Below are 24567 nucleotides of genomic sequence, written 5' to 3' on the forward strand. Positions count from 1 at the left end.
TCTCAGCGGCGGTGTCGTGGGATATGTAGAAGAGACAAGCGAGGCACACCAGAACGAGCTGTGCACTGCGCGCCTGGTGGGGGTGCTGCGTAGCGAGCCGGGAGGTCCTGCCCCCCCCTCCTGCGGACCCGGTGCCGGTCGTCGTACGTCGGCGCCGGGCCCGCCGCGGCGAATTCCGGCCAGTGCGCGGCGACCGGGGCGGCGAGGCCCGCGAGGCCCCGGCCGGCGAGGACGGGTGGCGTCGAGCGGTCGCCGTTGTTCGCTCACCGGACGCTGACCAGGGCCGTCCGCTCCCGGGGCCGGACGGGGGCGCCGTCCGGCCGACCGCCCCGAAGGCAGACCACGGAACCGCCGATAGGTACGGCGACCGCCGCGCCCGGTTCCCCGTACTCCCGGAAATTCGCCGGAAAGTTCTCCAGGAACTTCAGCGGACTCCAGCTTCGAGCCTGAGACTCCAGCGGCCCGGCACACCGGTGAGCGTGACCGTGGAGAGCGGCCCGACGTCCACACTCCAGTACGACGACGGCGGGGCCTTGAGCGCGTAGACGAGCGCGGCCCGGACGACCGCCGGTTCGGCGACGGCGACGATGGCGCCCTCGCATGCGGGGCGGGTGTCCAGCCAGCCCCCTATCCGCGAAATGAACGCGAGCAGCGGTTCACCGCCGTGCGGGGCGGAGCGCGGGTCCGCGAACCAGGCGTCGACCGCCGCGGGCTCGCATGCCGTGACGTCGGCGAGGGTGCAGCCGCGCCAGCGGCCCATGTCGCAGTCGCGCAGGGCGGGTTGGACGAGCGGGGCGAAGCCGAGCGCGTCGCCGGTCGCGCGGCTGCGCGGGGTCGGCGAGCAGTAGCGCAGCTCGGCGGCGCCCAGAGGCATGAGGGCGGGCGCGGCGAGCCGGACCTCGTACAGACCGGTGTGGTCCAGCGGCCGGTCGTCGTCGAACCGCTCGGCGAACACGGCGGAGCTGCGTGCCGCGGCGACCAACGAGACTCTGGAAGTCATGGCGGTGATCGTGGATCCGAACACCCTTCCGGTCAAGAGGGCCTTCACGAGTCCTGCCGTCCCGTCCCGGCCCGGGGCGGATCCCGCGGCGCCTGCCCCCGATTGGCTTGAAGCGGCCTTCTCAGGGACCGCGCGGGCAGCCCGGGTCAGGGCCGGAGGCCGCCCCCGGAACCGGTCAGGACTTCGTCGCAGGCGGTGCGCAGCCGACGGATCCCCTCGGCGATCTCGGCCGACCCGGCGACCGCGGAGTAGCTCAACCGGATCTGCGGGGCCGGGGGTTCCGCGCAGAAGTACGGGCGGCCGGGTGCGATGGCGACACCCGCGCGCAGGGCGGCCGAGACCACCGCGGACTCGTCCGTACCGGCCTCCGCTTCGGGCAGGCGCAACCACAGACTGCCGCCGCCGACGGGGATGTGCGGGACCGTGAGGGCGGGCAGTTCCAGGCTCAGGGCCGTCGTCATGGCGGTGCGGCGGTTCCTCAGCCCGGTCGACACCGACCGCAGATGGCGGCCCCAGGCCGGGGATCCGACGAGTTCGAGCGCGGACTCCTGGAGCGGCCGGGGAACGAAGAAGCTGTCGACGACCTGGATGGCCCGCAGCCGGCCCAGTACCGGCCCGCGGGCGGCGAGCGCCCCCACCCGCAGGCTCGGCGAGGCGATCTTGGTGAGGGAGCAGACGTGGACGACCACCCCGTCCGGATCGTCGGCCGCCAGGGGTGCGGGCAGCGGCCCGGCGTCGTCGTGGACCAGCCGGCGCGCGAAGTCGTCCTCGATGACGAAGGCGCCCGCCGCACGGGCGATCCGGACGACCTCGGCGCGGCGTTCGGGGGCGAGGACCGCGCCGGTCGGGTTCTGGAAGAGCGGCTGGCAGACGAAGACGCGGGCGCCGGTCGCGCGGAAGGCCGCGTCGAGCAGCTCCGGCCGTACGCCGTCGGCATCCATGGGCACCGGCACGGGCCGCAGTCCGGCGGCACGGGCGACCGCCAGCATGCCGGGGTAGGTGGGTGACTCGACCAGCAGCGGGGCGCCGGGCGGGGCGAGGGCGCGCAGTGCGGTGGCCAGGGCGCTCTGGCCGCCCGCGGTGATCAGCACGTCGGCGGCGGTGAACGCGGGCCCGATCTCCCGGGCGAACCAGGACCGCAGTTCGGTCAGGCCGTCGGTGGGTGGCCGGCCCCAGGCACCGGGGCGGCGGCCGGCCCGCGCGAGGGCGGCGGCGAGCGCCCGCTCCGGTTGGAGCGAGGGGTGGAGGTAGCCGCCGTTCAGCTCGATGACGCCGGGCGGCGGTGCGGCGAGCGTGACCAGGACCCCGGAGGCGTCGACGGTGCGCGGCACCACTTCAGGGCCGCCGTCGCCGCTGAGGGAGACCTCCTGCCAGGAGGTGTCGCCCGGCGGGGGCACATCGGCGCGGGGTTGCGCCCGGAAGGCCCCGGAGCCGGGCCTGGTGACCACCAGACCCTCGGCGACGAGCTGGGCGATGGCCCGGGAGACGGTGACGGGGCTGACCCGGAAGCGCTCCACGAGGGCTCGACTCGATGGCAGCTTTCCACCGGGTGAGTAGCGGTTCACCTCACTCCGGAGCGATCCGACGAGGTCGGCGACACTGCTACGCTCTTGCATGAGAGCCAAGGATAGCGCTACCAACAACGGCACGATAGCGGTCGGATCCTCCGTCGGCATCGACAGCGGGGCCGGCAGTGCGGCCGGGAGCGGGACGGGCCACGGCACCGGCCGCGAGGGGAACCGCGGCGCCGTTCTCGCCGGGCTCGGTGTCCTCGCCTTCTCCCTGACCTTTCCTTCCACGGCCTGGGGCCTGGAGAGCTTCGGCCCCTGGTCGCTGGTGGCGCTGCGCACCCTGCTCGCCGCGGTGATCGCGGGCAGTGCGCTGCTGCTGGGACGCGTCGCGCTGCCGGACCGACGGCACCGGGCCGGGCTCGTCGTCGTCGCCGCGGGTGTGGTGATCGGCTTCCCGCTGCTGACCACGCTGGCGCTGCAGACCTCGACGACCTCGCACGCAGCCGTGGTCGTGGGGCTGCTGCCGCTGACCACCGCGGTGTTCTCCTCGCTGCGTACGGGAGCGCGACCGCCCCGCGCCTTCTGGGTCGCGGCGCTGGCCGGCGCCGCCGTGGTGATCGTGTTCACCGTGCAACAGAGCGGGGGTGAGCTGTCCGGCGGCGATCTGTACCTGTTCGGCGCGCTGCTGGTGTGCGCGGCGGGGTACACGGAGGGCGGCAGGCTGGCCCGGGTCATGCCGGGCTGGCAGGTGGTCGGCTGGGCGCTGGTGCTCTGTCTGCCGCTCGCGGTGGCGGGAGCGGCGGTCGCGTTGCCGGCCGAGCCGGTGCGGCTGACCGCGCACGGGGTGATCGGTCTGATCTGGGTGGCGGCCGGCTCGACCTTCCTCGGCCTGTACGTCTGGTACCGCGGGATGGCGGAGATCGGGGTGCCGCGGGCCAGCCAGCTCCAGCTCGCGCAGCCGTTGCTGACCCTGGTCTGGTCGTTCTTCCTGCTCGGCGAGACGGTCTCGGCCGCGGCGCCGGCGGCGGCACTCGCGGTGCTCGTCTGCATCGCGGCCACCCAGCGGGCGGGGCGTGCCCGGCGTCCGCGGTGAGGACCCGCCCGCTCCACCGGGCGAAGTCGCCTTTCGGTCATAGACTTGTCGACATGGACCGCCATCCGTGAGGAGGTCAGTCCCGATGGAGGCACACACGGGCGACCGGCTGGTGACGCACGGCAGGACCGTGGGCCAGCACGACAAGGTCGCAGAGATCGTCGAAGTGCTCGGGGCCGGGGGTGCTCCCCCGTACCGCGTGCGCTCCGACGACGGACACGAACACCTGATTGCACCCGGTCCCGACAGCGTCGTACAGCACACCGACATCCGGAAACAGCCCCCGACTCCGTAGCGGCCTCCGGCGGACGGCACTGCTCTTCGCCTCCGGGCCGCGGGCGGGCCGGCCGGTTCCCGGCAGCCCGCCCCCGACACCTCTCGCGCCCACTCCGCGTTCTTGACCCGGCGGGGTGGGCGCACCTTTCCGTGTCAGCGCGGTGGGCGCACCCGGTTGCGATAGTGGTCGCCCACCACCCGGTCCATGGCCCCGATCCGGTCCGTGACCACGTCCTTCCCGGAGAAGTAGACGTGACCGCGCACCTGGTCGTACCCGGCGGCGAAGTCGAGGTGCCGGGAGAGTTCGGCCGGGTCCTGCCAGGCGGCGGGCTGGGCGGGGTCACCGGCCTTGTAGAGCGCCTCCCCCACGAACAGGTCGACGCCCGTGCCGCGCACGGCCTCGCTCCACCAGGGCACGAGCTTGGCGTAGTCGGCGGCGGCGAAGCCGATGTTCCAGTAGACCTGCGGGCAGATGTAGTCGATCCAGCCCTTCCTGACCCAGCCGCGGGTGTCGGCGTACAGATCGTCGTAGGTCTGCACCCCCGCCTTGGTGTCGGAGCCGAGCGGGTCGGTCGCGGCGTTGCGCCACACCCCGAACGGGCTGATCCCGAACTGGACGTTCTTCTTGATCTTCTTGATCCGCTCGGCGGTCTCGCGCACCAGCTTGTCGGTGTTGTCGCGCCGCCAGGCGGCCTTGTCCGGGAAACCCGCGCCGTACTTGGCGTACGCGGCGTCGTCGTCGAAGACCTGCCCGGCCACCGGGTACGGGTAGAAGTAGTCGTCCCAGTGCACGGCGTCGATGTCGTAGCGGCGGACCGCGTCCAGCATCGCGTCCTGGACGAAGCGGCGGACCTCGGGGATCCCGGGGTTGTAGTAGAGCTTCCCGCCGTACGGCAGGACCCAGTCGGGGTGCAGTCGGGCCGGGTGGGTGGCGGCCAGCCGGGACGGGTCGGTGTGGTTGGCGACCCGGTACGGGTTGAACCAGGCGTGCAGCTCCAGGCCGCGACGGTGCGCCTCGCTCACCGCGGTGCCCAGCGGATCCCAGCCGGGGTCCTTGCCCTGGACGCCGGTGAGGTACTGGGACCACGGTTCGTAGGGCGAGGGCCACAGCGCGTCGGCGGTCGGCCGGACCTGGAGGATCACGGTGTTCAGCCGCCGGGCCACGGCCTCGTCGAGGTACGCGATCAGCTCGGCCCGCTGGGCGGCCGGCGTCAGGCCGGGCGCCGAGGGCCAGTCGACGTTGGCGACGGTGGCGACCCAGATGCCGCGCAGTTCGCGCCGTGCCACATGGCGAGCACCCGGGCGCGCCGGTGTGCCGGTCCGCCCGGCACCGGTCCGCCGGGGCGGAACCGCGGCCGCGTCACCGGCCGCGGTGACGGTGCTCACCACCCCCGCAACCACCCCGGCCGCACCCGCCACAAAGCCTCTTCGGGCCATTTGCCGCATTTCGCTGCACCTGCCGTCTCTCTGTCCACATCCGTCACCCCGGTATCCGGGCGTAACGCAGAGCATGCCCGCCCCGGCCCACGATGACCCGTAGGTCGCGGAGTAACGTCGGGGGGTCGGGGCGGGCACCGGAATCAGACGGGAACCTGCGACACGCAGAACAGCGAAAGGCACGAGGTGACGGACTCTATGGCCGACATTGCACGCGTCGGAGTGGTGGGCTGTGGCCAGATGGGCGCGGGCATCGCGGAGGTGTGCGCCCGCAGCGGTCTCGAGGTCATGGTGGCCGAGACCACCGGCGAGGCGTTGGAGATCGGCCGCACCCGGCTGCACAACTCCCTCTCGAAGGCCGCCGAGCGCGGCAAGATCACTCCCGAGGAGCGCGACGAGACACTCGCTCGGCTGAGCTTCACCACGGACCTGGGCGAATTCGCCGACCGCGATCTCGTCATCGAGGCCGTCGTGGAGAACGAGCAGGTCAAGACCGAGATCTTCCAGGTGCTCGACCAGGTAGTGACCCGGCAGGACGCGATCCTCGCCTCGAACACCTCCTCCATCCCGCTGGTGAAGCTGGCCGTGGCGACCTCCCGCCCGGACAGGGTCATCGGTATCCACTTCTTCAACCCCGCGCCGGTGCAGAAGCTCGTCGAGCTGATCCCCGCGCTGACGACGTCCGACGAGACGGTGAAGCGCGCCGAGGCCCTGGTGCAGGACGTGCTCGGCAAGCACCCGATCCGCGCCCAGGACCGCTCCGGCTTCGTCGTCAACGCGCTGCTGATTCCGTATCTGCTCTCCGCGATCCGGATGTTCGAGTCGGGGATCGCCAGCCGTGAGGACATCGACAACGGCATGGAGCTCGGCTGCGCCCACCCCATGGGCCCGCTCAAGCTCTCCGATCTGATCGGTCTCGACACGGTGGCCTCGGTCGCCGACTCGATGTACGCGGAGTTCAAGGAGCCGCTGTACGCCGCTCCCCCGCTGCTCCAGCGCATGGTGGACGCGGGCCGGCTCGGCCGCAAGACCGGCTCGGGCTTCTACCCGTACTCCTGATCCTTCCTTCGTGCCCGTACGGGGCCGGTCCGGGCGATCCCCGGACCGGCCCCGTACGCGGTTCGCGGTGCCTCACCCCAGCCGTAAGTGGCGGAGCATCATCAGCCCGGCGGCCATGCCGGCGGCCGGGACCTCGCCGCGGGCGATCATCTCGGGCACCAGCTTGAGCGGTATCCACTCGCGGCGTGAGGACTCGAAGGCGTCGCTGGGCGCGCCGGTCCAGGCGGCCTCCTCGGACCAGTAGAGGTGGTGCCGGGCATCGGTGAGGCCGTTCGACGGCTCCACGGTCAGCAGCGGGTGCAGCGGCCCGGGGCGCCAGCCGGTCTCCTCCTCCATCTCCCGGGCGGCGGCGGCCGCGATGTCCTCGCCGTCCTCGACGACGCCCGCGGCGAGCTCCCAGCCCCAGCTGTCCGTGATGAACCGGTGCCGCCAGAGCAGGAGCACCTCATCGGCCTCGTTGACGGCGGTGGCCGCCGCGACGGGGCGGAGCCGGATGAGGTAGTGGTCGAGATGGCGGCCGTCAGGGATGACCACGTCCGCCAGATTGACCCGGAACCAGCGGTTCTCGTACACAGTTTGTTCGTTCAGATTCGCCCATTGCACGTTTCTGCCACCTTCCGACAAGTAGGTGGCAACATCGCAGCAGGAGCGGGACCGGAACGGAACGCACCGGTCCTCCCGGGTACGCACTCACAGCGGTACGCGCAACGCTCCGTCGATCAGTTCTGCGGCCCGCCCCGCGTCGGCGCAGCCGCTCGCGACCAGATCCTCGCGCACGGCACGCAGCCGGTCGCGCAGCCGCCGCGACTCCATGCCCCTGGCCCGCTCCGCCATCTCCGCGGCCGTGGCCGCCGCCCGGTCCGCCTCGCCCTGGCGCAGCTCGACATGGGTCAGCATGGCCAGCCGGTGCACCCGGCCCCGGTCGTGCGCCGGGATCCGTACGGCCTTCACCGCGTGTTCCCTGGCCGCCGGCAGATCGCCGATGCCGAGCAGGGCCTCGGCCACCTGCACATCGACCAGGCCCGGCTGGACGTACCCCGTCTCGTCCGGTTCATGGCCCGGTCTGATGCGCTCGGCCTCCGACTCGGCGCGCCGGATGCACTCCCGGGCGCCGCCCGCGTCGCCGAGGCGGGCGTACGCCTTGGCCTGCATCGCGTACAGGTCGGCGGCGAGCGCGGGGCTGATGTGGCCTCCGGCGGCCCGCAGCGCCGCCTGGGCGAAGGCCACGGACTGCCGGTAGTCGGCGAGGAGGAGCGACTGGTTGACCAGCAGCGCGATCACATAGCCGCCGAACCCCCTGTCCCCGCTCGCCTTGGCCAGCCGCAGCGCCTGGTGGAAGTAGCGCTGGGCGAGCCCGTGCGCGTCGGAGTCGTAGGCGCAGATCCCCGCGACCGCCACCAGACCGCCCGCCGCCCGGTGCAGCCGGCGGCCCATCGCGTCGCTGTAGCCGCCGCGCAGCAACGGGGCGGTCTCGGCGTTGAGGAAGCCGACGATGCGGGATCGGGTCGCGATTCCGCCTGCCCGGCGGTACATCAGTTCGTAGTGGGCACGGGCCGCGCGCAGGGTCACTATGTCGGCCATGCAGACGCGGGTCGGTCCACCGCGCGAGACATCGGCGTCCTCCGGCGGGTTCTCCCACTCCCAGACGGGCATCACCGCCGCGGTGCCGGTGACGGCGGCCGGGACGAGGGTCTGCGGGCGCTGCCCTTCGTCGGAGCGCCACAGCGCGGTGGCCCGCTCGACGAAGCCGGTGAGCGAGGAGGCGGGCACGGGCGAGCCGGTGCCCGGGGTGGCCATGCCGATGTCGTCCAGCGAGAGGGGCCTGCTCAGCCGGTCGCCGAGCACTTCACAGATCAGGTCGGGCACCTGGCCTCGCGGACGCTGCCCCTTCAACCAGCGGGCCACCGCGGTGTGTTCGTACCGCAGGCACAGCCCGCGGGAGCGGCCGGCCCGGTTGATGTGCGCGGCAAGGCCCGCCCGGGAGACACCCGCCTCCTCGATCAGGGCAGCCAGCAGAATGTTGGGCTCCGTTGCCCCCATGCGCCCCTCCGGTGGTTCGGCACGCCGAGGCGTGTCGCACCAGTGGAGCACGATTCGCACGGGGTGTGAACGCAATGCCCGAACCGTCCCGCTGCGCACCCTGTTGCACCGGCGCGCGGATCGGTTGAATCAGTCGTCTCGCAAGAGGCGGACGGGTCGTCTGCTCCCCCTCGTACAGCACGACGACCCGCACCCGCGCCGTCCGCTCTGCCGACCTGCCCGACACTCCGTGGCAGCGCGGACGGCGCCGGATCGCACGACCCACTGCCCACGGATCGGAGGGTGGCTGCGGGGTCGGCTCGGAGCCGGGTTCACCCGGGCCGCGCCGGGGCCCGGGTGCGGTCCTCGCCGCTCGGCGAGCATGCGGGAGGGGCGCACCCGGTCACCGGATGCGCCCCTCCTCGCCGTGTTCCCGCGAAACGCTATGCGCCCCGCAGCACCGCGCCCGTCCGCTCCGCGGCGAGGGCCACCGCCGCGTCGCGCGCGGCCGAAGCCTCGTCGACGGTCAGCGTGCGGTCCGCCGCACGGAAGCGCAGCGCGTACGCCAGGGACTTGCGGCCCGCACCGATCTGCTCACCGGTGAAGACATCGAACAGCCGCACCGATTCGAGCAGTTCGCCCGCGCCCTCGCGCAGCGCCCGCTCCACATCGGCGGCCGGTACGTTCTCCGCGACGATCAGCGCGACGTCCTGGGTCGCCACCGGGAAGGTGGAGATCCGGGGCGCCTGGAGCGGACCGTCGACGGCCTGCTCCAGGACGTCGAGCTCGACCTCCATGGCACAGGTGCGCTCGGGCAGATGGAGGTCCTTGACGACCCGCGGGTGCAGCTCACCGGCGTGCCCGAAGAGGGTCTCCTCGCCGTTCACCGTGACGTACAGCGCGGCGCACCGGCCCGGGTGCCACGGCGCGTGCCGGTCGCTGCGGACGGTCACCTCGACACCGGCCTCACGGGCGATCGTGCGGGCGGCCTCGACGGAGTCCGCCCAGTCGGCCAGGCGGCCCTTGCCCCACCAGCCGGCCTGCTCGCGGGCGCCCGCGAGGACGACTGCGGCGCGGCGCGGCTGACGCGGCAGCGAGGCGTCGAGCCCGGCGATCTCCTCGTCGGTGGGACGGCGGTCGACGGGCAGCCGGACGGCCCTGGTCTCGGTGCCGGTCGGCCTGAAGACCAGGCCGGTCTCGAAGAGCGCGAGGTCGTGGCTGCCGCGGCCGTCGTTGCGCCGCAGTGCGCCGAGCAGGCCCGGCAGCAGCGTGGTGCGCAGCGCCGGCTCCTCGTCGGAGAGCGGGTTGACGAGCTTGACGGTACGGCGGCGGGCGTCGTCGGCGTCGAGCCCGAGCTGGTCGAGGACGGCGTCGCCGATGAACGGGTAGTTCAGCGCCTCGACGTAGCCGGCTCCGGCGAGCGCCCGGCCGACCCTGCGGTACAGCCGCTGGTGGTCGGTGAGCCCGCGGCCGGACGGCGGGGTCGGGAGCGTGGACGGGAGGTTCTCGTAACCCTCCAGCCGGATGACCTCTTCGGCGAGGTCGTTCGGCTCGCCGAGGTCGGGGCGCCAGGACGGCACGGTGACGATCAGCTCGTCCTGCCCGTAGACGTCGCAGCCGACCTCCTGGAGGCGGCGTACGACGGTCTCGCGGCCGTACGCGACACCGGCCACCCGGTCGGGGTGGTTCGCGGGCATCGCGATGGTGCGGGGCGCGGACGGTGCGCTGACCTCGGTGACCCCGGCCTCGGCGGTGCCGCCGGCGAGCAACACCAGCAGGTCGACGGTGCGCTGCGCGGCGGCTGCCGCGGCCTGCGGGTCGACGCCGCGCTCGAAGCGCTTGGAGGCCTCGGAGGACAGCTTGTGGCGGCGCGCGGTCCGGGCGATCGAGATCGCGTCGAAGTGCGCCGCCTCGATGACGACCTCGGTGGTGTGCGTGCCTTCGGCGGCGTCCGCGATCTCCGTGTTGGCACCGCCCATGACGCCCGCCAGGCCGATCGGCCCGCGGTTGTCGGTGATGACGAGGTCGGCGGCGTCCAGGACGCGGACCGTGCCGTCCAGCGTGGTGAGCTTCTCGCCCTGCTCGGCGCGGCGCACCCCGATCGGGCCGTCGATCCGGGTCCGGTCGTAGGCGTGCAGCGGCTGGCCGAGTTCGAGCATCACGTAGTTGGTGACGTCGACGGCGAGCGAGATCGGCCGCATCCCGGCCTTCTGGAGCCGGCGCTGCATCCAGATCGGGGACCGGGCCTCGGGCTGCAGACCGACGACGGTGCGCGCGGTGAAGCGGTCGCAGCCGAACGGGTCGGAGACCTTGACCGGGTAGCCGTACGCGTTCGGCGCGGGCACGTCCAGGAGCGCCGGGTCGCGCAGCGGCAGGCCGTACGCGATGGCGGTCTCGCGGGCGACGCCGCGCATGGAGAGGCAGTAGCCGCGGTCGGGCGTGACGGCGATGTCGAGGACCTCGTCGACGAGCTGGAGCAGCTCGATCGCGTCGGTACCGGCCTCGTGCTCCGGCGGCAGCACGATGATGCCGTGCGTGCCGTCGTCGCCCATGCCCAGCTCGTCGGTGGAGCAGATCATGCCGTGCGAGGTCCTGCCGTACGTCTTGCGTGCGGCGATCGCGAAGTCACCGGGCAGCACGGCGCCCGGGAGGACCACGACGACCTTGTCGCCGACGGCGAAGTTACGGGCGCCGCAGACGATTTCCTGCGGCTCGCCGGTGCCGTTGGCGTCGCCGACGTCGACTGTGCAGAAGCGGATGGGCTTCTTGAAGCCCTCCAGCTCCTCGATGGTCAGCACCTGTCCGACGACCAGCGGGCCCTTGAGGCCGGCGCCGATCTGCTCGACGGTCTCGACCTCCAGACCCACGTCGACGAGCTTGGCCTGTACGTCACGGCCGGTCTCCGTCGCCGGCAGGTCGACGTACTCCCGCAGCCAGGAAAGCGGGACGCGCATCAGATCTCCATCCCGAACGGCCGGGTGAACCGGACGTCACCCTCGACCATGTCTCGCATGTCTTCTACGTTGTGGCGGAACATCAGCATCCGTTCGATGCCGAACCCGAAGGCGAATCCGCTGTACTTCTGGGGGTCGACGCCGCAGGCGATGAGCACCTTGGGGTTGACCATGCCGCAGCCGCCGAGCTCGATCCAGCCCTCGCTGCCACAGGTGCGGCAGGGGCGGTCCGGGTTACCGACGGACGCGCCGCGGCAGACGAAGCAGACCATGTCCATCTCGGCGGACGGCTCGGTGAACGGGAAGAAGTTCGGCCGCAGCCGGGTCTTCATGTCCGGGCCGAAGAGCGCCTGGACCATGTGGTCGAGGGTGCCCTTGAGGTCGGCCATGGTGAGGCCCTCGTCGACGGCCAGCAGCTCGATCTGGTGGAAGACCGGGGTGTGCGTGGCGTCGAGCTCGTCGGTGCGGTAGACGCGGCCGGGGCAGACGACGTAGACCGGCGGCTCGCGGTCGAGCAGGGAGCGGGCCTGGACCGGCGAGGTGTGGGTACGCAGCACGACACCGGACTCGTCGTTCCTGGCACCGTCGGCGCCCTGGACGAAGAAGGTGTCCTGCATCTGCCGGGCCGGGTGGTCGGGCACGAAGTTCAGGGCGTCGAAGTTGAACCACTCCGCCTCGACCTCGGGGCCCTCGGCGACCTCGTAGCCCATGGCGACGAAGACGTCCGCGACGCGCTCCATGATGGTCGTCAGCGGGTGGCGGGCACCTGCCGGGGTGCGGTCGTAGGGCAGCGTGACGTCCACCGCCTCCTCGACCAGCACACGGGCGTCCCGCTCGGCCTCCAGCTCCGCCTGACGGGCGGCGAGGGCCTTGGAGACGGCGCCGCGGGCCTGGCCCACGCGCTTGCCGGCCTCGGCCTTGGCCTGCGGCGGCAGTGCGCCGATCTCGCGGTTGGCGAGCGACAGCGGCGAGGTACCACCGGTGTGCGCGGTCTTCGCCTGGGCGAGCGCGTCGAGGTCACCGGCGGCGGCGAAGGCGGCGAACGCCTCGTCCCGCATGCGCTCGATCTCTTCCGGTTTCAGTGCCTCGACCTCGACTGGGTCGTACGACTTGTTCGGTGCCGACATCTCTTCCCGTGCTTCCGATTGGCTGATACTGCGCTTACCGGGGAATGCCCCGGACCCCCATGGCCCCGATCGACGACTGGAGGACGCAAAGGTGCCAAAGGTCGAGTCTAAGGGCCACAGGATGTGTGGGAGGCCCGTGGGCCGCTCAGACCAGGTAGGCCGGCGCGCTCACGGGCAGAATAAATCGGAACTCCGCGCCGCCGCCGGGACCGCGGCCGACCGTGATCGTGCCGCCGTGCGCCTCGACGATGCCCTTGACGATGTAGAGGCCCAGGCCCGTACCGCCGCGCTTGCTTCCCCGCCAGAAGCGGGTGAAGACACGGCCCATCGACTCCTCGGGGATGCCGGGGCCCTCGTCGCTCACGGTGACGGCCGTTCCCTTCTCGTCGCTCTTCGCGGGTGCGGGTGCGACTTCAATGGTGACGGTTCCCTCGCCGTGGCGCACCGCGTTTTCCAGCAGGTTGCCCAGCACCTGGTCGACCTTGTCCGGGTCGGCCCAGACCGCGGGGAGCGGCTGGCAGGTGCGGACGAGGAAGCGGTCGGGGGTCTGGCCGCTCGCGGTGAGGGCCTGGATGTGACGTTCGACGGCGGCGGAGAGGTCCACGGGCTGGCGCCGCAGCTCCAGGCGTCCTGAGTCGATCCGGGAGATGTCGAGCAGCTCGGCGATGAGCCGGGTGACGCGGCCCGCGTCGGCGTCGACCGTCTCCAGCATCAGGCGCTTCTGGTCGTCGGTGAACCGCTCCCATTTGGCGAGGAGGGTCGCGGTGAAGCCCTTGACGGAGGTCAGCGGGGAGCGCAGCTCATGGGCGACCGTCGCGATCAGCTCGGCGTGGCTGCGCTCGTTGCGGCGGCGGGCCTCGGTGCCGCGCAGCGAGATCACCACGCGGCGCACCGGGCCGGTCGGGTGCTCGCGCACGTAGCGGGCGGAGACCAGGACCTCCCGGCCGCCGGGCAGCAGCAGATTGCGCTCGGGCTGGCCGACCCGGGTGGCGAGGCCGCCGTAGGGATCGGTCAAGGTCCACCAGCGGCGGCCCTTGAGGTCCTCCAACGGCAGCGCGTGCTCCAGGGAGCGGCCGAGGGCGGCGGCCCGGGGCACCGCGGTGATCCGGGCGGCGGCGGAGTTGAAGCAGATGACCCGACCGGTCTCGTCGGCGACGACCAGTCCGTCGGGCAGGTCGTCGGGATCGACACTCATGTCGACGGCACCGAGCTCCCCGCTCCCGTCCGGTCCACCGACCGTGCCGGAGGGTTCACGGGCGCGCACGACGGCCGCATGTGTCTCGCGCGGCCTGCTCATGCCGACAGCCATATCCCGTACCCCACCTCTCGAACCGGTGCAGTGGGCCCCCGAGTTCGCCACCCTACTAGTCGTCGGTGACGGAGCGACACCCTGCGGTGGCGCGGGGCCGCGGTCACCTCGGGCGCTGGGCCCTCGCGGAGGCGTACAGGCAGACGGCCGCCGCCGTCGCGAGGTTGAGGCTCTCCGCCTTGCCGTGGATGGGAACGCGTACGACGGCGTCGGCCAGCGCCCGGGTCTCCTCCGGCAGGCCCCAGGCCTCGTTGCCGAAGACCCAGGCGGTCGGACCGCCCATGGTGCCCGCGTCGAGCTCGTCGTCGAGGTCGTCGTCGCCCGCGCCGTCGGCGGCCAGGATCCGTACGCCCGCCGCCCGCAGCCCCCGCACGGCCTGCTCGACCGGGACGCCGACGGCGACCGGGAGGTGGAAGAGCGAACCGACCGAGGCCCGGACCGACTTGGGGTTGTAGAGGTCCACCGAGGCATCGGTGAGCACGACGGCGTCGGCGCCCGCCGCGTCGGCGCAGCGCAGCACCGTACCGGCGTTGCCGGGGTCGCGTACGTGGGCGAGGACGGCGACGAGCTTCGGCTTCGCGGCGAGGATCGCGTCGAACGGGGTGTCGAGGAAGCGGCAGACGCCGATCAGGCCCTGCGGGGTGACGGTCTGCGACACATCGGCGAGCACTTCGCCGTCGGCGAGGTGCACCCGGGCGCCGGCCGCGTGGGCGGCGGCGACGATGTCGGCGTACCGCTCGGCCGCCTCGACGGTGGCGAACAGCTCGATCAGTGTCGGCTCGCCGTCGCTGCCGCGGTGCTCGGCGGCCTCGCGCACGGCCTGCGGCCCCTCGGCGATGAACCTGCGCTCCTTGCCGCGGAAGTTGCGCTTGGCCAGCCGCCGGGCGGCGGTGACGCGCGGCGATCGCGGGGAGATCAGTTCGGGGGTGCCCATGGTCGGCGGCGAGCCTCTCTGCGTACGGAGGTGACGGACGTACGGAACATGTCGTGCAACGCACCGGACCCGCAGACGGCGAGCGCCTGCGGGTCCGGCTCAGAAGACAGGAAGTGCGACCTGGATCAGGCGGCCTTCGGGGCGTTGACGTCGCTCGGGAGGGCCTTCTGGGCAACCTCGACGAGGGCGGCGAACGCGTTGCTGTCGTTGACCGCGAGCTCGGCCAGGATCTTGCGGTCCACCTCGATGTTGGCGGCCTTCAGACCCTGGATGAGGCGGTTGTACGTCATGCCGTTCTGGCGGGCAGCGGCGTTGATGCGCTGGATCCACAGCTGACGGAAGTCGCCCTTGCGCTTCTTGCGGTCGTTGTAGTTGTAGACGAGGGAGTGGGTGACCTGCTCCTTCGCCTTGCGGTACAGGCGGGAGCGCTGGCCCCGGTAACCGCTGGCCTGCTCGAGGATTGCCCGGCGCTTCTTGTGAGCGTTTACTGCCCGCTTGACGCGTGCCACTTTTTAACTCCTTGTAGCGGGGCCGTGGTTGGACTCACACGGCCCGGAAACGAATTGGTCCCGGTCTGAGTCGAGTGCGCCGCCCACGGGTTCACCGCGGGCCGCGGACTCACTTGCCGAGAAGCTTCTTGATCTTCTTGGCGTCGGACGGAGCCACTACGACCGTGCCGGTCAGCGAGCGGGTCTTCTTGGACGACTTGTGCTCAAGAAGGTGGCGCTTGCCTGCACGCTCACGGAGCACCTTGCCGGAGCCGGTGATCTTGAAGCGCTTGCTGGCACCGCTGTGCGTCTTGTTCTTCGGCATCGCGCCGTTCTCTCCTCGTCAGTGGCGCCCCTCGCGGTGCGGGCACCGGGCAGCAGGGGCGTCAGATCTTGGTGGGAATTCCGGGGAGACCCGGGGCCGCCTGGATGGCGGCCCCCTGAGGTCACGCCTCGGAAGGTGTCTCGGCCGGAGCCTCGGGCTGCGCTTCAGCAGCCTCGTCCGCGGCCTCGGCGTCGGGGGTGGAACCCTGACGCCCCGCCTTGCGGGCGGCCTGGGCCTCGCGGGCCTCGGCCATGGCTTCGGTCTTCTTCTTGTGCGGGCCCAGAACCATGATCATGTTCCGGCCGTCCTGCTTCGGGTTGGACTCGATGAAGCCGAGTTCCTCCACGTCCGAAGCCAGACGCTGGAGCAGTCGGAAGCCCAGCTCCGGGCGGGACTGCTCACGACCACGGAACATGATCGTGATCTTGACCTTGTCGCCCTGCTTGAGGAACCGGACGACGTGACCCTTCTTGGTGTCATAGTCGTGCGGGTCGATCTTCGGCCGGAGCTTCATCTCCTTGATGACCGTGTGCGCCTGGTTCTTGCGCGCCTCACGGGCCTTCATGGCCGACTCGTACTTGAACTTCCCGTAGTCCATGAGCTTGCACACGGGCGGACGGGCGGTCGCCGCCACCTCGACCAGGTCGAGGTCGTACTCCTGTGCGAGTTCCAGGGCCTTGGCAAGCGGAACAATCCCGACCTGCTCGCCGCTGGGACCGACAAGTCGCACCTCGGGAACGCGAATCCGGTCGTTGATGCGGGGCTCGGCGCTGATGGATCCTCCTCGGTAGCACCACGCGGCCGCCTGGCGGGCAGCCACGTAACGTCTGTTTCGTGAGACCAACCGCACCAGTGCAATAAAAATGCCCCGGACGGGACACAGGCGGGGCTCCTGGAACAACCGGAACCACCGCGGTCAACCGCGGGGCGCATCGGGCGGTCCCATCGTCCGTACGGAACGATGGTCACCGCCTGACCGGATGACCCGCCGTCCTGAAGGACAGCCAGGTGGGAGATCGGAGCCTCCACTTGTGGGCCGGGCACATAGCTGCCCAGCCGGTCGTTACACAAGGTTAGCAGCTCCCCCGGGCGTATGCTAACCGGCTGTCCCCGCACCGCTCCCGCGGGCGGGGCGGCATCGGCGTGGGCCTATCGTATGGCGCATGAGTGACGCGACCCCCACCAGTGATTCCCCCGGCTTCGACGACATGGCCCGCGACATCGCGGAGGTGCCCGCGGTCGAGGTGATCGTGACGGTCGCGGTCAATCTGATGAGCGCCGCCGCCGTGAAGCTCGGGCTGACCGAGGACGGCGACGAGCACAAGGACCTCGACGAGGCCCGCAAGCTGGTGCACGCGCTGGCCGGTCTGCTGGACGGCAGCGCCACCGAGATCAGCTCCTTCCACGCGGCCCCGCTGCGGGACGGCCTGAAGTCGCTGCAGCTCGCGTTCCGCGAGGCGTCGCTGGTACCGGACGAGCCCGGTCAGGGCCCCGGCGAGAAGTACACCGGCCCGGTCTTCGGCTGAGAGGCTGTCGGGTGACCTCCGATCGGAAAGCGGACGCGGTCTGGTGCGTGCGATTCCAAGGCGCCGGGATGTCCTCTTAGCGGAGCTACTAGGATATTTCGGCAACGCGGGAAGCGTGCGTGCCAGACCGTGGCTGCCCGATTGGAGGTCACCCGACAGCCTCTGAGCCCCACCCGTCTGTTCCGTTCCCACGAGCGTGAGAGCCCCCCGCCCCGTCCCGGGCAGGGGGCTCTCGGCGTTCAGCGCGTGAACAGGGGCTCACCGGGCGCGGCGGCGTCGGCCGGCAGCAGTGCCAGGTCGAGGCCGCGTACCAGGCGGGCGCGCAGGACCTCGTCGGCTGCCAGCAGCTCCGCGACCCGGCGGGCCGCTTCGCCCTGGTCCGCGCCGGGTGCGAGGACCAGGGCGAGGGTGCCGTCGGCCCGGCCGGGGCCGAGGTGGGCCCGGAGCACCGCGGGCTCGGCGGCGACCGCGGTCCGTACCGCCGAGGTGACCGCGGGGTCGTCCAGCGGGTCGGCGCTGGTGCGGCCCTCGGCGAGGGCGAGCAGTGCGGAGCCGGTCAGCTCGAACGCGACCGGGCCTGCGAGATCGAGGACGACCGTGTCCGCCTTCTCGTGCGCGGCGGCCTGCAGCGCCTGGTGCAGGGGTACGGCGACGGGGCGTGCCTGCGGATCCCAGAGGGCCAGCGAGGCGGTCGAGGTGAAGGCGGGCAGGGCGCGGCGGTCCCCCGCCTGGAGGGTGGGGACGGCCATGTCGCTGGTCTTCTCGCGGCGCAGCCCGTTCTCGTCCTCCTCCACCTCCCCCAGTACCGCGACGACCGGGACCAGGAGCCGGGTGCCCTTGAGGGCTTCGAGTACCGGGCCGACGGCCTTGCGGTCCTCGGCCCAGGCGGCCAGCGCCTCGGTCAGTGCCGGGTCGGCCGTGCCGTCGTCGTCGGAGTATCCGGGGTCCGGAATGTTCTTCTGCGCCACAGGGCGAGCCTAGTGCCTGGGTTTTCCCGCCCTGCCGACAGGTCGGCGTCGGCCGGTCTCCGCGGCCGGGTCCGTATCGTCGGTCCCGGTGACGACGGGTGACGAAGAGCGAGGAGCCGCCGGTGGATCTCGACACGGCACTGGCCGCGGCGGTGGAGCCGCTGCCGCCTTACGCGGGTGGCGCGAGGGTGTCGGTCGCCGTGCTGGACACCGGGAACGGGGCTCGGGCGGTCTACGGGGACGGCGCGTTCGACACCGCCAGCGTCGTCAAGGTCGACATGGTCGCGGCACTGCTGCTCATCGCCCAGGACGAGCGGCGCGCGCTCACCGCCGTCGAGCGCGACCGTGCCACCGCCGTGATCGAGCGGAGCGACAACGCCTCCGCCACCGCGCTGTTGCGGGCCATCGGCGGTCCGGCGGCGCTCGACGCGGCCAATGCGCGCCTGGGCCTGACCGGGACGACGGCGGCGCACGCCTGGGGACTGACCCGGACCACGGCGGCTGACCGGCTGACGCTGCTGCGCGCGGTGTTCGGCACGGATTCGGAGCTGGGCGAGGACTCGCGTGCGTATCTGCGGGCGCTGATGGAGCGGGTCGAGGCCGGTCAGCGGTGGGGTGTGTCGGCGGCGGGCAGCGACTGTGCCCTGAAGAACGGGTGGATGCCACGGACGACGACCGGGCTGTGGGACATCAACAGCATCGGGCGGGTCCGGACCGGCGCGCGCACCTGTCTGCTGGCGGTGCTCTCGGACGGGCACGGGACGAAGGAGTCGGGGATCGCGCTGGTCGAGTCGGTGGCGAGGGCCGCGGTGGGTGTGCTCGGCGCCGCGCGGTGAGCCGGCGCCTTTCGTTCGGGTGAGGCCGGACCAGGGACCGGACCCCGCTCCCTGATCCGGACGAGAGCCCCTGGGGCCGCGTTCAGCCCCGTACGGCGGCCGGACCTCGGCCCCTGCCGCGCCAGAGCACCACGGCCAGGGCGAGCAGCACCGCTCCGAGGCCGCCCGCGCCTGCGGCGAGCCAGCCCGCCGGGCTGCTTTCGTGGCGCTCGGGGGTGGGGCCGGCGCCGAAGTACCGCTTCCGGTAGCCGGTCCCGGCGGATTCGGCACGCAGACCGGCGGGGCGGAGCGCGGCTCCGGCCTCGATCGCCGCGGCGGGGTCGACGATGCCGTACCCCCGGGCGTCGTCGCGGCCGACTGCCGGGGCGCTGCGGGCCGTGTCCGTGAGGAGCTTCTTGATCTGGGCGGGCGTCAGTCCGGGGTGCGCGGCGCGGACCAGCGCGACCGCGCCCGAGACGAACGCGGAGGCGGCGGAGGTGCCCCACTCCACGTAGTACTGGTGGTCGGGCGCGGCGACGACGATGTCGACCCCGGGGGCGCTGACGGTGGCGTACCAGCGGCGGGTGGAGAACGCGGCGTGGGTGCCGTACCGGTCGACGGCGGCGACCGCGATCACGCCGGGGTAGGCGGCGGGGTACGAGATGTGGTCGCCCTTCTCGCCGCCGTTGCCCGCGGAGGCCACGACGACGGCCCCCTTCTTCAGCGCGTACTGGATGGCGGCGTCCTCGCCGGGCTCGGGGTGCGCGGACTTGCTGTCGTCGCCGAGCGAGAGGTTGATGACATCGGCGCCGTGGTCGGCGGCCCAGCGGATGCCGTCGGCGAGGGCCGTGCCGCGTGACTCCCGGGCCTTGGCACGGGCCGGGTCGGAGGCTTCGAGGATCACCCGCACCGGGAGGATCTTCACCTCGGGCGCGATGCCGAGCACACCGTCGCCGCGCCCCGCCCCATGGCCTTGACCAGCGATGATACCCGCCATCGCGGTGCCGTGCCGGGCCCAGGAGCGGTCACCGCGGCGGGCCCCGAAGCCGATCATGTCCTTGCCGGGCAGTACCTGGCCGGCCAGATCGGGAAGGCTGCCGTCGACCCCGGTGTCGACGACGGCGACGGTGACTCCCCTGCCCTTGGTGGTCCGCCACGCCTTGTCGGTGTGGAGCGTCTGGAGGCCCCACTGCTGGTCCCGGATGGCGTCGGCCCCGGCCGGTGCCGCGGGCAGGAGCGTGAACGCGGTGGCGGCGCAGACCGCGCCCAGGGCACGGTGACGGCGGCTGCGGCGGCTCATTCCGGCTTCTCCGTGAGGTCGGTGACGGTCCGGCGCAGTCCGCGCTCGATCCGGTCGGCGATGCCCTTGGCCTCGTGGCCGAGCCCGGCCTGGGCGGCGGCCGTCGTGGCGTCCGCGGCCATGGCCCGGTCGACGGGCTGCGGGTCGGTGACGGTCCGTCCGTCGGCGAAGCCGGACACGGCGAAGACGACGACGGGCACCTCGGTCAGTACGTGGACGGTCCAGCTGGCGCGCTGCCGGTCGCCGAACCCGGCGGCGACCGTGCCCTTGGCGGGGTAGGTGCGGGGCATCAGGTCGGTGCGCCGGCCGAGGTGCTGGCCGGTGAAGCGGGTGCTCAGCGCCTTCATCGCCGCCGGGTCGCCCTCGGTGAAGATCACCCCGACCGTGGTGACGCTGCTGCTGGTGGCGTCGGTGTAGGTGGCACGGAGCAGGCGCTCGCAGCCGACCGGGCCGAGGGTCCTGGCCAGCAGCGGGTCCAGGGCCGCCCGGCAGCCGCCGTCCGGGGCGACGGCGATCCGGGTCCAGATCCGGTCGGCGCCGCCGGGGCCCGCTCCGTCACCGGTCAGCGTGCGGGGGAAGAGGGTGTCCACGGGGACGCTGTGCCAGGCGGAGCGGCCCACGGTGTAGGCGCTGTGGGCGGCGGCGTCGGCCGAGGAGTCGCTGGTGAGCCAGGCGCCGGTGGCCGCGCCGCCGATCAGTCCGAGCCCGAGCACGACACAGGCCGCGGCGGTCGCGGTCCTGGCGGGGTGACGGGTACGGATCGGGCGCAGCCGGGTGGTGGTCTCGGCGGGCGTCTCGGGGTGGGGACCTCGGTACGGCTGCGGCTGCGGCTGCCGGTACGGGTGCGGGACGTGGGCCGGCCCGGCCGGTGGCGGGGCCGCTCCAGGGCGCGGGGTGAGGTCCACGGCACCGACGGGCCGGCGGCGGGTCGCCGCGGGTGGCTGTTCGGGGCGCGGCGGGGCGGTGGCGGGTGGGGCGGTGGCGGGCACGGCGGGGGCCGGGGGCACGGGCCGGAGCCGCGCCGTGGTCTCCACGGGCGGGGCGGCCGCCGCGGGCGGCGGTGTGCTCGGGCGCGTCGGATCGGGTGTGCCCACGGAAGCCGGAGGGGGGTCCTGCGCCGGGGGCGCCGACGGCGGGATCGTGGGGCGGGGCGGGACAGGAGCGTGCTGCGCCTCGGTACTCATCCGCCCCCCTGGTCCCATTCCGTACCGTGCGCGGATCGACGTCACAGGCAGGTCCGTTGGTTGCCGCGTGCCGTCACTCTACGGGGTGGAACGCCCCTGGCGGGAGCGGGCCGCCCGGCCCCGGACGATCTGCGCGGATCATCCCCCTACCCAGCGGTACGGACGTCTGGCAAGCTGCCGCCATGACTGCCCGTGCCGCTGACCGGACCCGGTACAACCGGGCCACCGCCCACCTGGACGCCCCGATCGCCATCGTCGATCTCGACGCGTTCGACGCCAATGCCGACGATCTCGTCCGCCGGGCGGCCGGGAAGCCGATCCGGGTGGCGAGCAAGTCGGTGCGCTGCCGGGCCCTGCTGGAGCGGGTGCTGGCGCGGCCCGGTTTCGCCGGGATCATGTCGTTCACGCTGGCGGAGTCGCTGTGGCTGGCGCGGGCCGGGTTCGAGGACGTGCTGCTGGCCTATCCGTCGGCCGACCGGGCCGCCTTCGCGGAGCTGGCCGCCGATCCGAAGCTGGCCGCGGCGGTGACGGTGATGGTCGACGACCACGCGCAGTTGGAGCTGATCGACGCGGCGCGGGCGGGTGGCCGCGAGGAGATACGGGTCTGCCTGGAGCTGGACACCTCGCTCCGGCTGCTCGGCGGCCGGGTCAGGGTCGGCGCCCTGCGTTCACCGCTGCGCTCCCCCGCCCAACTGGCGGAACTGGCACGCTCGGTGGCCCGGCGGCCGGGTTTCCGGCTGGTGGGTCTGATGGCGTACGAGGGTCATATCGCCGGGGTCGGGGATTCGGTCGCGGGCCGGCCGCTGCGCTCCCGGGCGGTCCGGCTGATGCAGGCCGCGGGCCGCAGGGAACTGGCCGTCCGGCGGGCCGAGGTGGTGCGCGCGGTACGGGCGGTGGCGCCGGACCTGGAGTTCGTGAACGGCGGCGGCACGGGCAGTGTGCAGCACACCGCGGCCGAACGCGCGGTGACCGAGATCGCGGCCGGGTCGGGGCTCTACGTGCCGAGGCTGTTCGACAACTACACGTCGTTCACGGCCCGTCCGGCGGCATTGTTCGCCCATCCCGTGGTGCGCCGGCCGGGTGTGGGCGTGGTGACGGTCCTCGGTGGCGGCTATCCGGCGTCCGGCCCCGCGGGCCCGGACCGGCTGCCCGTCCCGTATCTGCCGGAGGGACTGCGCTACGACCCGCAGGAGGGGCCCGGCGAGGTGCAGACCCCGCTGCTCGGCGCCCCGGCCGACGATCTGCTGATCGGTGACAAGGTGTGGTTCCGGCACGCGAAGGCCGGTGAACTGTGCGAACGCTTCGACGAGTTGCAGCTGATCGAGGGCGACCGGGTGACCGCGGCCGTGCCGACGTACCGGGGCGAGGGCCGTACGTTCCTCTGAGGGGCTGTCTGAGCGGGGCGGCCCGTGTCAGGGCGCGATCGAGCTGCCCACGCCACCGCTCGTCGCGCTGTCGCCGATCCGCCGGATCCCCTTGGTGATGGTGTCCATGAGCGAGAGCGGCGGTCCGTCGGGGCCCGCGTCGAAGGCGTAGCGGACGATGATCAGCGATTCACTGCCGATCGTGGACGGAAAGACGAGCGACTGCACATAACCGCCGGGCCCCTTGGCCGTGTCGACGCGCCAGCGGACCTGGTAGCCGGCGCGCCCGGCGACGCTCACGGTCGCGGAGTCGAGCTGCTTGTGGGACGTGATGCCGCCGTGGATCCGCTCGCCGACGGTGTTCTTCTCGTAGGCGCTGTCGGCGGCGGTGGCGATGTCCTGCTTGGCGAGCTCCTCGGCGGAGGTGATGTCCGTGGCGCTCGCGATGCGGCTGGTCACCGTGCCGTGGTAGCAGAAGGCGGAGGAGCTGCCGGGGCAGTCGTAGGAGTCGACGGTGCGCATGGTGAGGACCGCTTCGACGGTCCTGCCGGGTTTCTCCCAGCCGTCGGGGATCGGCAGGGTGATGCCGTTGAGCTGGTCGACGAGGATTTTCGGGTCGTCCTCGGCCGGTGAGTCACCGGGCGACGGGGTGTCCGTCGCGGCGGTGGCCGGCGGAGCGGAGCTGCTCGGTCCGGCCTCGGGCCGCGTACCGCTTTCGTCCCTGCCCAGTAGGACGGCTCCGGTGACGGCCGCGCCGACGACGACCAGCCCGGCAACGGCGAGCGCGACGATCCGGGTGCCGCCCCCGCCCCCGGCGGTGCCGTCGCCGGATGCGGCGGCGACCGGCTCGGGCGGACCGAACTCCTGGGACGCCTGGGCGGCCGGACGGGTGTGCGCGGTCCACGCCGTGCCGTCCCACCAGCGGTCGGTGCCCGGTGTCGCGGCGTCCGGGTACCAGCCGGGCGGTGTCGCGTTGCTCATCCCCCCACTCTAGGGTTCGCTCACCGGCCCTGACCCGCCGATTGCCGGAAGACTTAAGGTGTGGGGGTCAACCATTGATGGTCGACCTTGACCGGGAAGGGGAGCGGGGCGTGGCCGGGGAAAGCGAGTTCATCGACCGCCTGATGCCCGTGCTGCGGCCGGTCCGGGCGGGGAACGGCTTCGAGGAGGCGCTGGAGCAGATCCTCCAGGTGATCAGGCTCGGGCTGGTGCCGGGCGGCGGGCGGCTGCCGGCCGAGCGCGACCTCTCCGAGCTGCTGGGGATCAGCCGGGTCACCCTGCGCGAGGTGCTGAAGGTCCTGCAGGACCAGGGCCTGGTGGAGAGCAGGCGCGGCCGGTACGGCGGCACGTTCGTGCTGCGGCGCACCGGAAGCCCCGGCGAGGACGAGCTGCGCCGGAGGATCGCGTCCGTCGACATCGAGGACGTGCTGCGCTTCCGCGAGGTGCTGGAGGCCGGGGCGGCCGAACTGTGCGCCGTGCAGGGACTCGACGGCGAGGGCGCGGACCGGCTGCGCGCCGCCCTGACAACGACTCACGAGGCCCCGCTGCAGGACTACCGCAGGCGCGACACCCTGTTCCACCTGACCCTGGCCGAGCTCTCCGGGTCCGCGTCGCTCACCACGCAGTACGCGGCCGTCCGGGCCACCCTGAACGACCTGCTGGACTGCATACCGCTGCTCGTACGGAACCTGGAGCATTCGCAGCACCAGCACACCAGCCTCGTCGAGGCGGTCCTCGACGGTGACGGGGAGGCCGCGCGCGCGGTGATGCGCGAGCACTGCGCCGGTACGGCCGCGCTGTTGCGCGGCTTCCTGGCCTGAGCGGGGAGCGCACGGAGGTCTCAAAGGTCTGTTTCATCACCATTGGCGCCTGGTGTCT

At 72.6% G+C, this 24567-nt stretch carries 23 protein-coding genes; 7 read left to right on the forward strand and 16 right to left on the reverse strand.

The annotated features are described in order from the left end of the window. Positions 1-424: 424 nt before the first annotated feature. Together ACFVX4_RS10960 and ACFVX4_RS10965 are read right to left on the reverse strand one after the other, a co-directional pair. On the reverse strand, positions 425-1000 hold the full coding sequence (locus ACFVX4_RS10960; RefSeq protein WP_389974406.1) for a histidine phosphatase family protein: 576 nt from the start codon (positions 998-1000) through the stop codon (positions 425-427). Between the two features lie 146 nt (positions 1001-1146). Next, positions 1147-2616, reverse strand: coding sequence for a PLP-dependent aminotransferase family protein (locus ACFVX4_RS10965; protein WP_389974408.1), 1470 nt, complete (start codon positions 2614-2616; stop codon positions 1147-1149). Here ACFVX4_RS10965 and ACFVX4_RS10970 point away from each other — a divergent pair. Both ACFVX4_RS10970 and ACFVX4_RS10975 read left to right on the forward strand, forming a co-directional pair. Beyond that, on the forward strand, positions 2615-3604 hold the full coding sequence (locus ACFVX4_RS10970; RefSeq protein ID WP_389974411.1) for a DMT family transporter: 990 nt from the start codon (positions 2615-2617) through the stop codon (positions 3602-3604). The two genes, ACFVX4_RS10965 and ACFVX4_RS10970, sit on opposite strands and share 2 nt — an antisense overlap. 85 nt (positions 3605-3689) lie before the next feature. Further along, positions 3690-3899 carry a DUF1918 domain-containing protein gene (locus ACFVX4_RS10975; RefSeq protein WP_389974414.1) on the forward strand — a complete coding sequence of 70 codons (210 nt, stop codon included), beginning with the start codon at positions 3690-3692 and terminating at the stop codon, positions 3897-3899. 134 nt (positions 3900-4033) lie between these two features. Here the strand turns inward: ACFVX4_RS10975 and ACFVX4_RS10980 are convergent, their stop codons facing one another. Beyond that, a complete protein-coding gene (locus ACFVX4_RS10980) occupies positions 4034-5299 on the reverse strand; it encodes a glycoside hydrolase family 10 protein (protein ID WP_389974841.1) in 1266 nt (421 codons plus the stop codon). Between the two features lie 216 nt (positions 5300-5515). Between ACFVX4_RS10980 and ACFVX4_RS10985 the strand changes: the two genes are divergently transcribed. Continuing rightward, positions 5516-6376: a 3-hydroxybutyryl-CoA dehydrogenase gene (locus tag ACFVX4_RS10985; RefSeq protein ID WP_389974417.1), complete on the forward strand. Its 861-nt coding sequence runs from the start codon at positions 5516-5518 to the stop codon at positions 6374-6376. 72 nt (positions 6377-6448) lie between these two features. Here the strand turns inward: ACFVX4_RS10985 and ACFVX4_RS10990 are convergent, their stop codons facing one another. The 9 genes from ACFVX4_RS10990 to infC all read right to left on the reverse strand — a co-directional run bounded on the left by ACFVX4_RS10990 (position 6449) and on the right by infC (position 16352). After that, entirely contained in the window at positions 6449-6979 is a 531-nt protein-coding gene (locus ACFVX4_RS10990) for an NUDIX domain-containing protein (RefSeq protein WP_385326568.1), read from the reverse strand. Positions 6980-7066: 87 nt separating this feature from the next. Further along, positions 7067-8416 (reverse strand): transcriptional regulator, encoded by a 1350-nt coding sequence (locus ACFVX4_RS10995; protein WP_389974420.1) that lies wholly within the window; start codon positions 8414-8416, stop codon positions 7067-7069. A gap of 422 nt (positions 8417-8838) precedes the next feature. After that, positions 8839-11349 (reverse strand): phenylalanine--tRNA ligase subunit beta, encoded by a 2511-nt coding sequence (gene pheT / locus ACFVX4_RS11000; protein WP_389974423.1) that lies wholly within the window; start codon positions 11347-11349, stop codon positions 8839-8841. Beyond that, on the reverse strand, positions 11349-12476 hold the full coding sequence (gene pheS, locus ACFVX4_RS11005; protein WP_389974426.1) for a phenylalanine--tRNA ligase subunit alpha: 1128 nt from the start codon (positions 12474-12476) through the stop codon (positions 11349-11351). The genes pheT and pheS overlap by 1 nt, the downstream gene beginning before the upstream one ends. A 145-nt stretch (positions 12477-12621) precedes the next feature. Next, positions 12622-13785 carry an ATP-binding protein gene (locus tag ACFVX4_RS11010; RefSeq protein WP_389974429.1) on the reverse strand — a complete coding sequence of 388 codons (1164 nt, stop codon included), beginning with the start codon at positions 13783-13785 and terminating at the stop codon, positions 12622-12624. A gap of 103 nt (positions 13786-13888) precedes the next feature. Beyond that, positions 13889-14719 (reverse strand): TrmH family RNA methyltransferase, encoded by an 831-nt coding sequence (locus ACFVX4_RS11015; RefSeq protein ID WP_389974432.1) that lies wholly within the window; start codon positions 14717-14719, stop codon positions 13889-13891. A 125-nt stretch (positions 14720-14844) separates the two neighbouring features. Beyond that, positions 14845-15228 (reverse strand): 50S ribosomal protein L20, encoded by a 384-nt coding sequence (gene rplT / locus ACFVX4_RS11020; protein ID WP_072484442.1) that lies wholly within the window; start codon positions 15226-15228, stop codon positions 14845-14847. Positions 15229-15337: 109 nt separating this feature from the next. Then, positions 15338-15532, reverse strand: a complete 195-nt coding sequence (gene rpmI / locus ACFVX4_RS11025; protein WP_072484441.1) for a 50S ribosomal protein L35 — start codon at positions 15530-15532, stop codon at positions 15338-15340. A 121-nt stretch (positions 15533-15653) separates the two neighbouring features. Further along, complete coding sequence (infC, locus tag ACFVX4_RS11030) at positions 15654-16352, reverse strand: translation initiation factor IF-3 (RefSeq protein ID WP_389974435.1); 699 nt, start codon at positions 16350-16352, stop codon at positions 15654-15656. Between the two features lie 343 nt (positions 16353-16695). Between infC and ACFVX4_RS11035 the strand changes: the two genes are divergently transcribed. Next, the gene (locus ACFVX4_RS11035) at positions 16696-17058 is read left to right on the forward strand and encodes a DUF1844 domain-containing protein (protein WP_266421723.1); all 363 of its coding nucleotides are present in this window, start codon (positions 16696-16698) and stop codon (positions 17056-17058) included. A gap of 239 nt (positions 17059-17297) precedes the next feature. On the opposite strand, the gene ACFVX4_RS11040 is transcribed toward ACFVX4_RS11035, so the two are convergent. Beyond that, complete coding sequence (locus ACFVX4_RS11040; RefSeq protein WP_389974438.1) at positions 17298-18026, reverse strand: SseB family protein; 729 nt, start codon at positions 18024-18026, stop codon at positions 17298-17300. A gap of 122 nt (positions 18027-18148) precedes the next feature. Between ACFVX4_RS11040 and ACFVX4_RS11045 the strand changes: the two genes are divergently transcribed. Further along, the gene (locus ACFVX4_RS11045) at positions 18149-18862 is read left to right on the forward strand and encodes a serine hydrolase (RefSeq protein WP_389974441.1); all 714 of its coding nucleotides are present in this window, start codon (positions 18149-18151) and stop codon (positions 18860-18862) included. An 82-nt stretch (positions 18863-18944) separates the two neighbouring features. On the opposite strand, the gene mycP is transcribed toward ACFVX4_RS11045, so the two are convergent. Beyond that, positions 18945-20141: a type VII secretion-associated serine protease mycosin gene (gene mycP, locus ACFVX4_RS11050; RefSeq protein WP_389974444.1), complete on the reverse strand. Its 1197-nt coding sequence runs from the start codon at positions 20139-20141 to the stop codon at positions 18945-18947. Then, complete coding sequence (locus ACFVX4_RS11055) at positions 20138-21046, reverse strand: hypothetical protein (protein WP_389974844.1); 909 nt, start codon at positions 21044-21046, stop codon at positions 20138-20140. Before ACFVX4_RS11055 ends, mycP begins: the two co-directional genes overlap by 4 nt. A 461-nt stretch (positions 21047-21507) precedes the next feature. Here ACFVX4_RS11055 and ACFVX4_RS11060 point away from each other — a divergent pair, with 461 nt between their 5' ends. Beyond that, positions 21508-22710, forward strand: a complete 1203-nt coding sequence (locus ACFVX4_RS11060) for an amino acid deaminase/aldolase (protein ID WP_389974447.1) — start codon at positions 21508-21510, stop codon at positions 22708-22710. A gap of 27 nt (positions 22711-22737) precedes the next feature. On the opposite strand, the gene ACFVX4_RS11065 is transcribed toward ACFVX4_RS11060, so the two are convergent. Beyond that, complete coding sequence (locus ACFVX4_RS11065) at positions 22738-23670, reverse strand: DUF2510 domain-containing protein (protein WP_389974450.1); 933 nt, start codon at positions 23668-23670, stop codon at positions 22738-22740. A gap of 143 nt (positions 23671-23813) precedes the next feature. Here ACFVX4_RS11065 and ACFVX4_RS11070 point away from each other — a divergent pair, with 143 nt between their 5' ends. Beyond that, positions 23814-24509, forward strand: coding sequence for a FadR/GntR family transcriptional regulator (locus ACFVX4_RS11070; protein WP_389974847.1), 696 nt, complete (start codon positions 23814-23816; stop codon positions 24507-24509). The last annotated feature ends 58 nt before the right edge of the window (positions 24510-24567 follow it).

The sequence above is a fragment of the Streptomyces sp. NPDC058240 genome (assembly GCF_042882135.1).
GTDB lineage: Bacteria > Actinomycetota > Actinomycetes > Streptomycetales > Streptomycetaceae > Streptomyces.

Bases quoted from the DNA above. Each gene is read 5' to 3' on its own strand.
- pheT (WP_389974423.1), bottom strand. From the start codon at position 11,349: ATGCGCGTCCCGCTTTCCTGGCTGCGGGAGTACGTCGACCTGCCGGCG.
- ACFVX4_RS10995 (WP_389974420.1), bottom strand. From the start codon at position 8,416: ATGGGGGCAACGGAGCCCAACATTCTGCTGGCTGCCCTGATCGAGGAG.
- ACFVX4_RS11070 (WP_389974847.1), top strand. From the start codon at position 23,814: ATGCCCGTGCTGCGGCCGGTCCGGGCGGGGAACGGCTTCGAGGAGGCG.
- ACFVX4_RS10975 (WP_389974414.1), top strand. From the start codon at position 3,690: ATGGAGGCACACACGGGCGACCGGCTGGTGACGCACGGCAGGACCGTG.
- pheS (WP_389974426.1), bottom strand. From the start codon at position 12,476: ATGTCGGCACCGAACAAGTCGTACGACCCAGTCGAGGTCGAGGCACTG.
- ACFVX4_RS11035 (WP_266421723.1), top strand. From the start codon at position 16,696: ATGAGTGACGCGACCCCCACCAGTGATTCCCCCGGCTTCGACGACATG.
- ACFVX4_RS10965 (WP_389974408.1), bottom strand. From the start codon at position 2,616: ATGCAAGAGCGTAGCAGTGTCGCCGACCTCGTCGGATCGCTCCGGAGT.
- ACFVX4_RS10960 (WP_389974406.1), bottom strand. From the start codon at position 1,000: ATGACTTCCAGAGTCTCGTTGGTCGCCGCGGCACGCAGCTCCGCCGTG.
- ACFVX4_RS10970 (WP_389974411.1), top strand. From the start codon at position 2,615: ATGAGAGCCAAGGATAGCGCTACCAACAACGGCACGATAGCGGTCGGA.
- ACFVX4_RS11060 (WP_389974447.1), top strand. From the start codon at position 21,508: ATGACTGCCCGTGCCGCTGACCGGACCCGGTACAACCGGGCCACCGCC.
- ACFVX4_RS11015 (WP_389974432.1), bottom strand. From the start codon at position 14,719: ATGGGCACCCCCGAACTGATCTCCCCGCGATCGCCGCGCGTCACCGCC.
- ACFVX4_RS10985 (WP_389974417.1), top strand. From the start codon at position 5,516: ATGGCCGACATTGCACGCGTCGGAGTGGTGGGCTGTGGCCAGATGGGC.
- mycP (WP_389974444.1), bottom strand. From the start codon at position 20,141: ATGAGCCGCCGCAGCCGCCGTCACCGTGCCCTGGGCGCGGTCTGCGCC.
- ACFVX4_RS11065 (WP_389974450.1), bottom strand. From the start codon at position 23,670: ATGAGCAACGCGACACCGCCCGGCTGGTACCCGGACGCCGCGACACCG.
- ACFVX4_RS11010 (WP_389974429.1), bottom strand. From the start codon at position 13,785: ATGGCTGTCGGCATGAGCAGGCCGCGCGAGACACATGCGGCCGTCGTG.
- rpmI (WP_072484441.1), bottom strand. From the start codon at position 15,532: ATGCCGAAGAACAAGACGCACAGCGGTGCCAGCAAGCGCTTCAAGATC.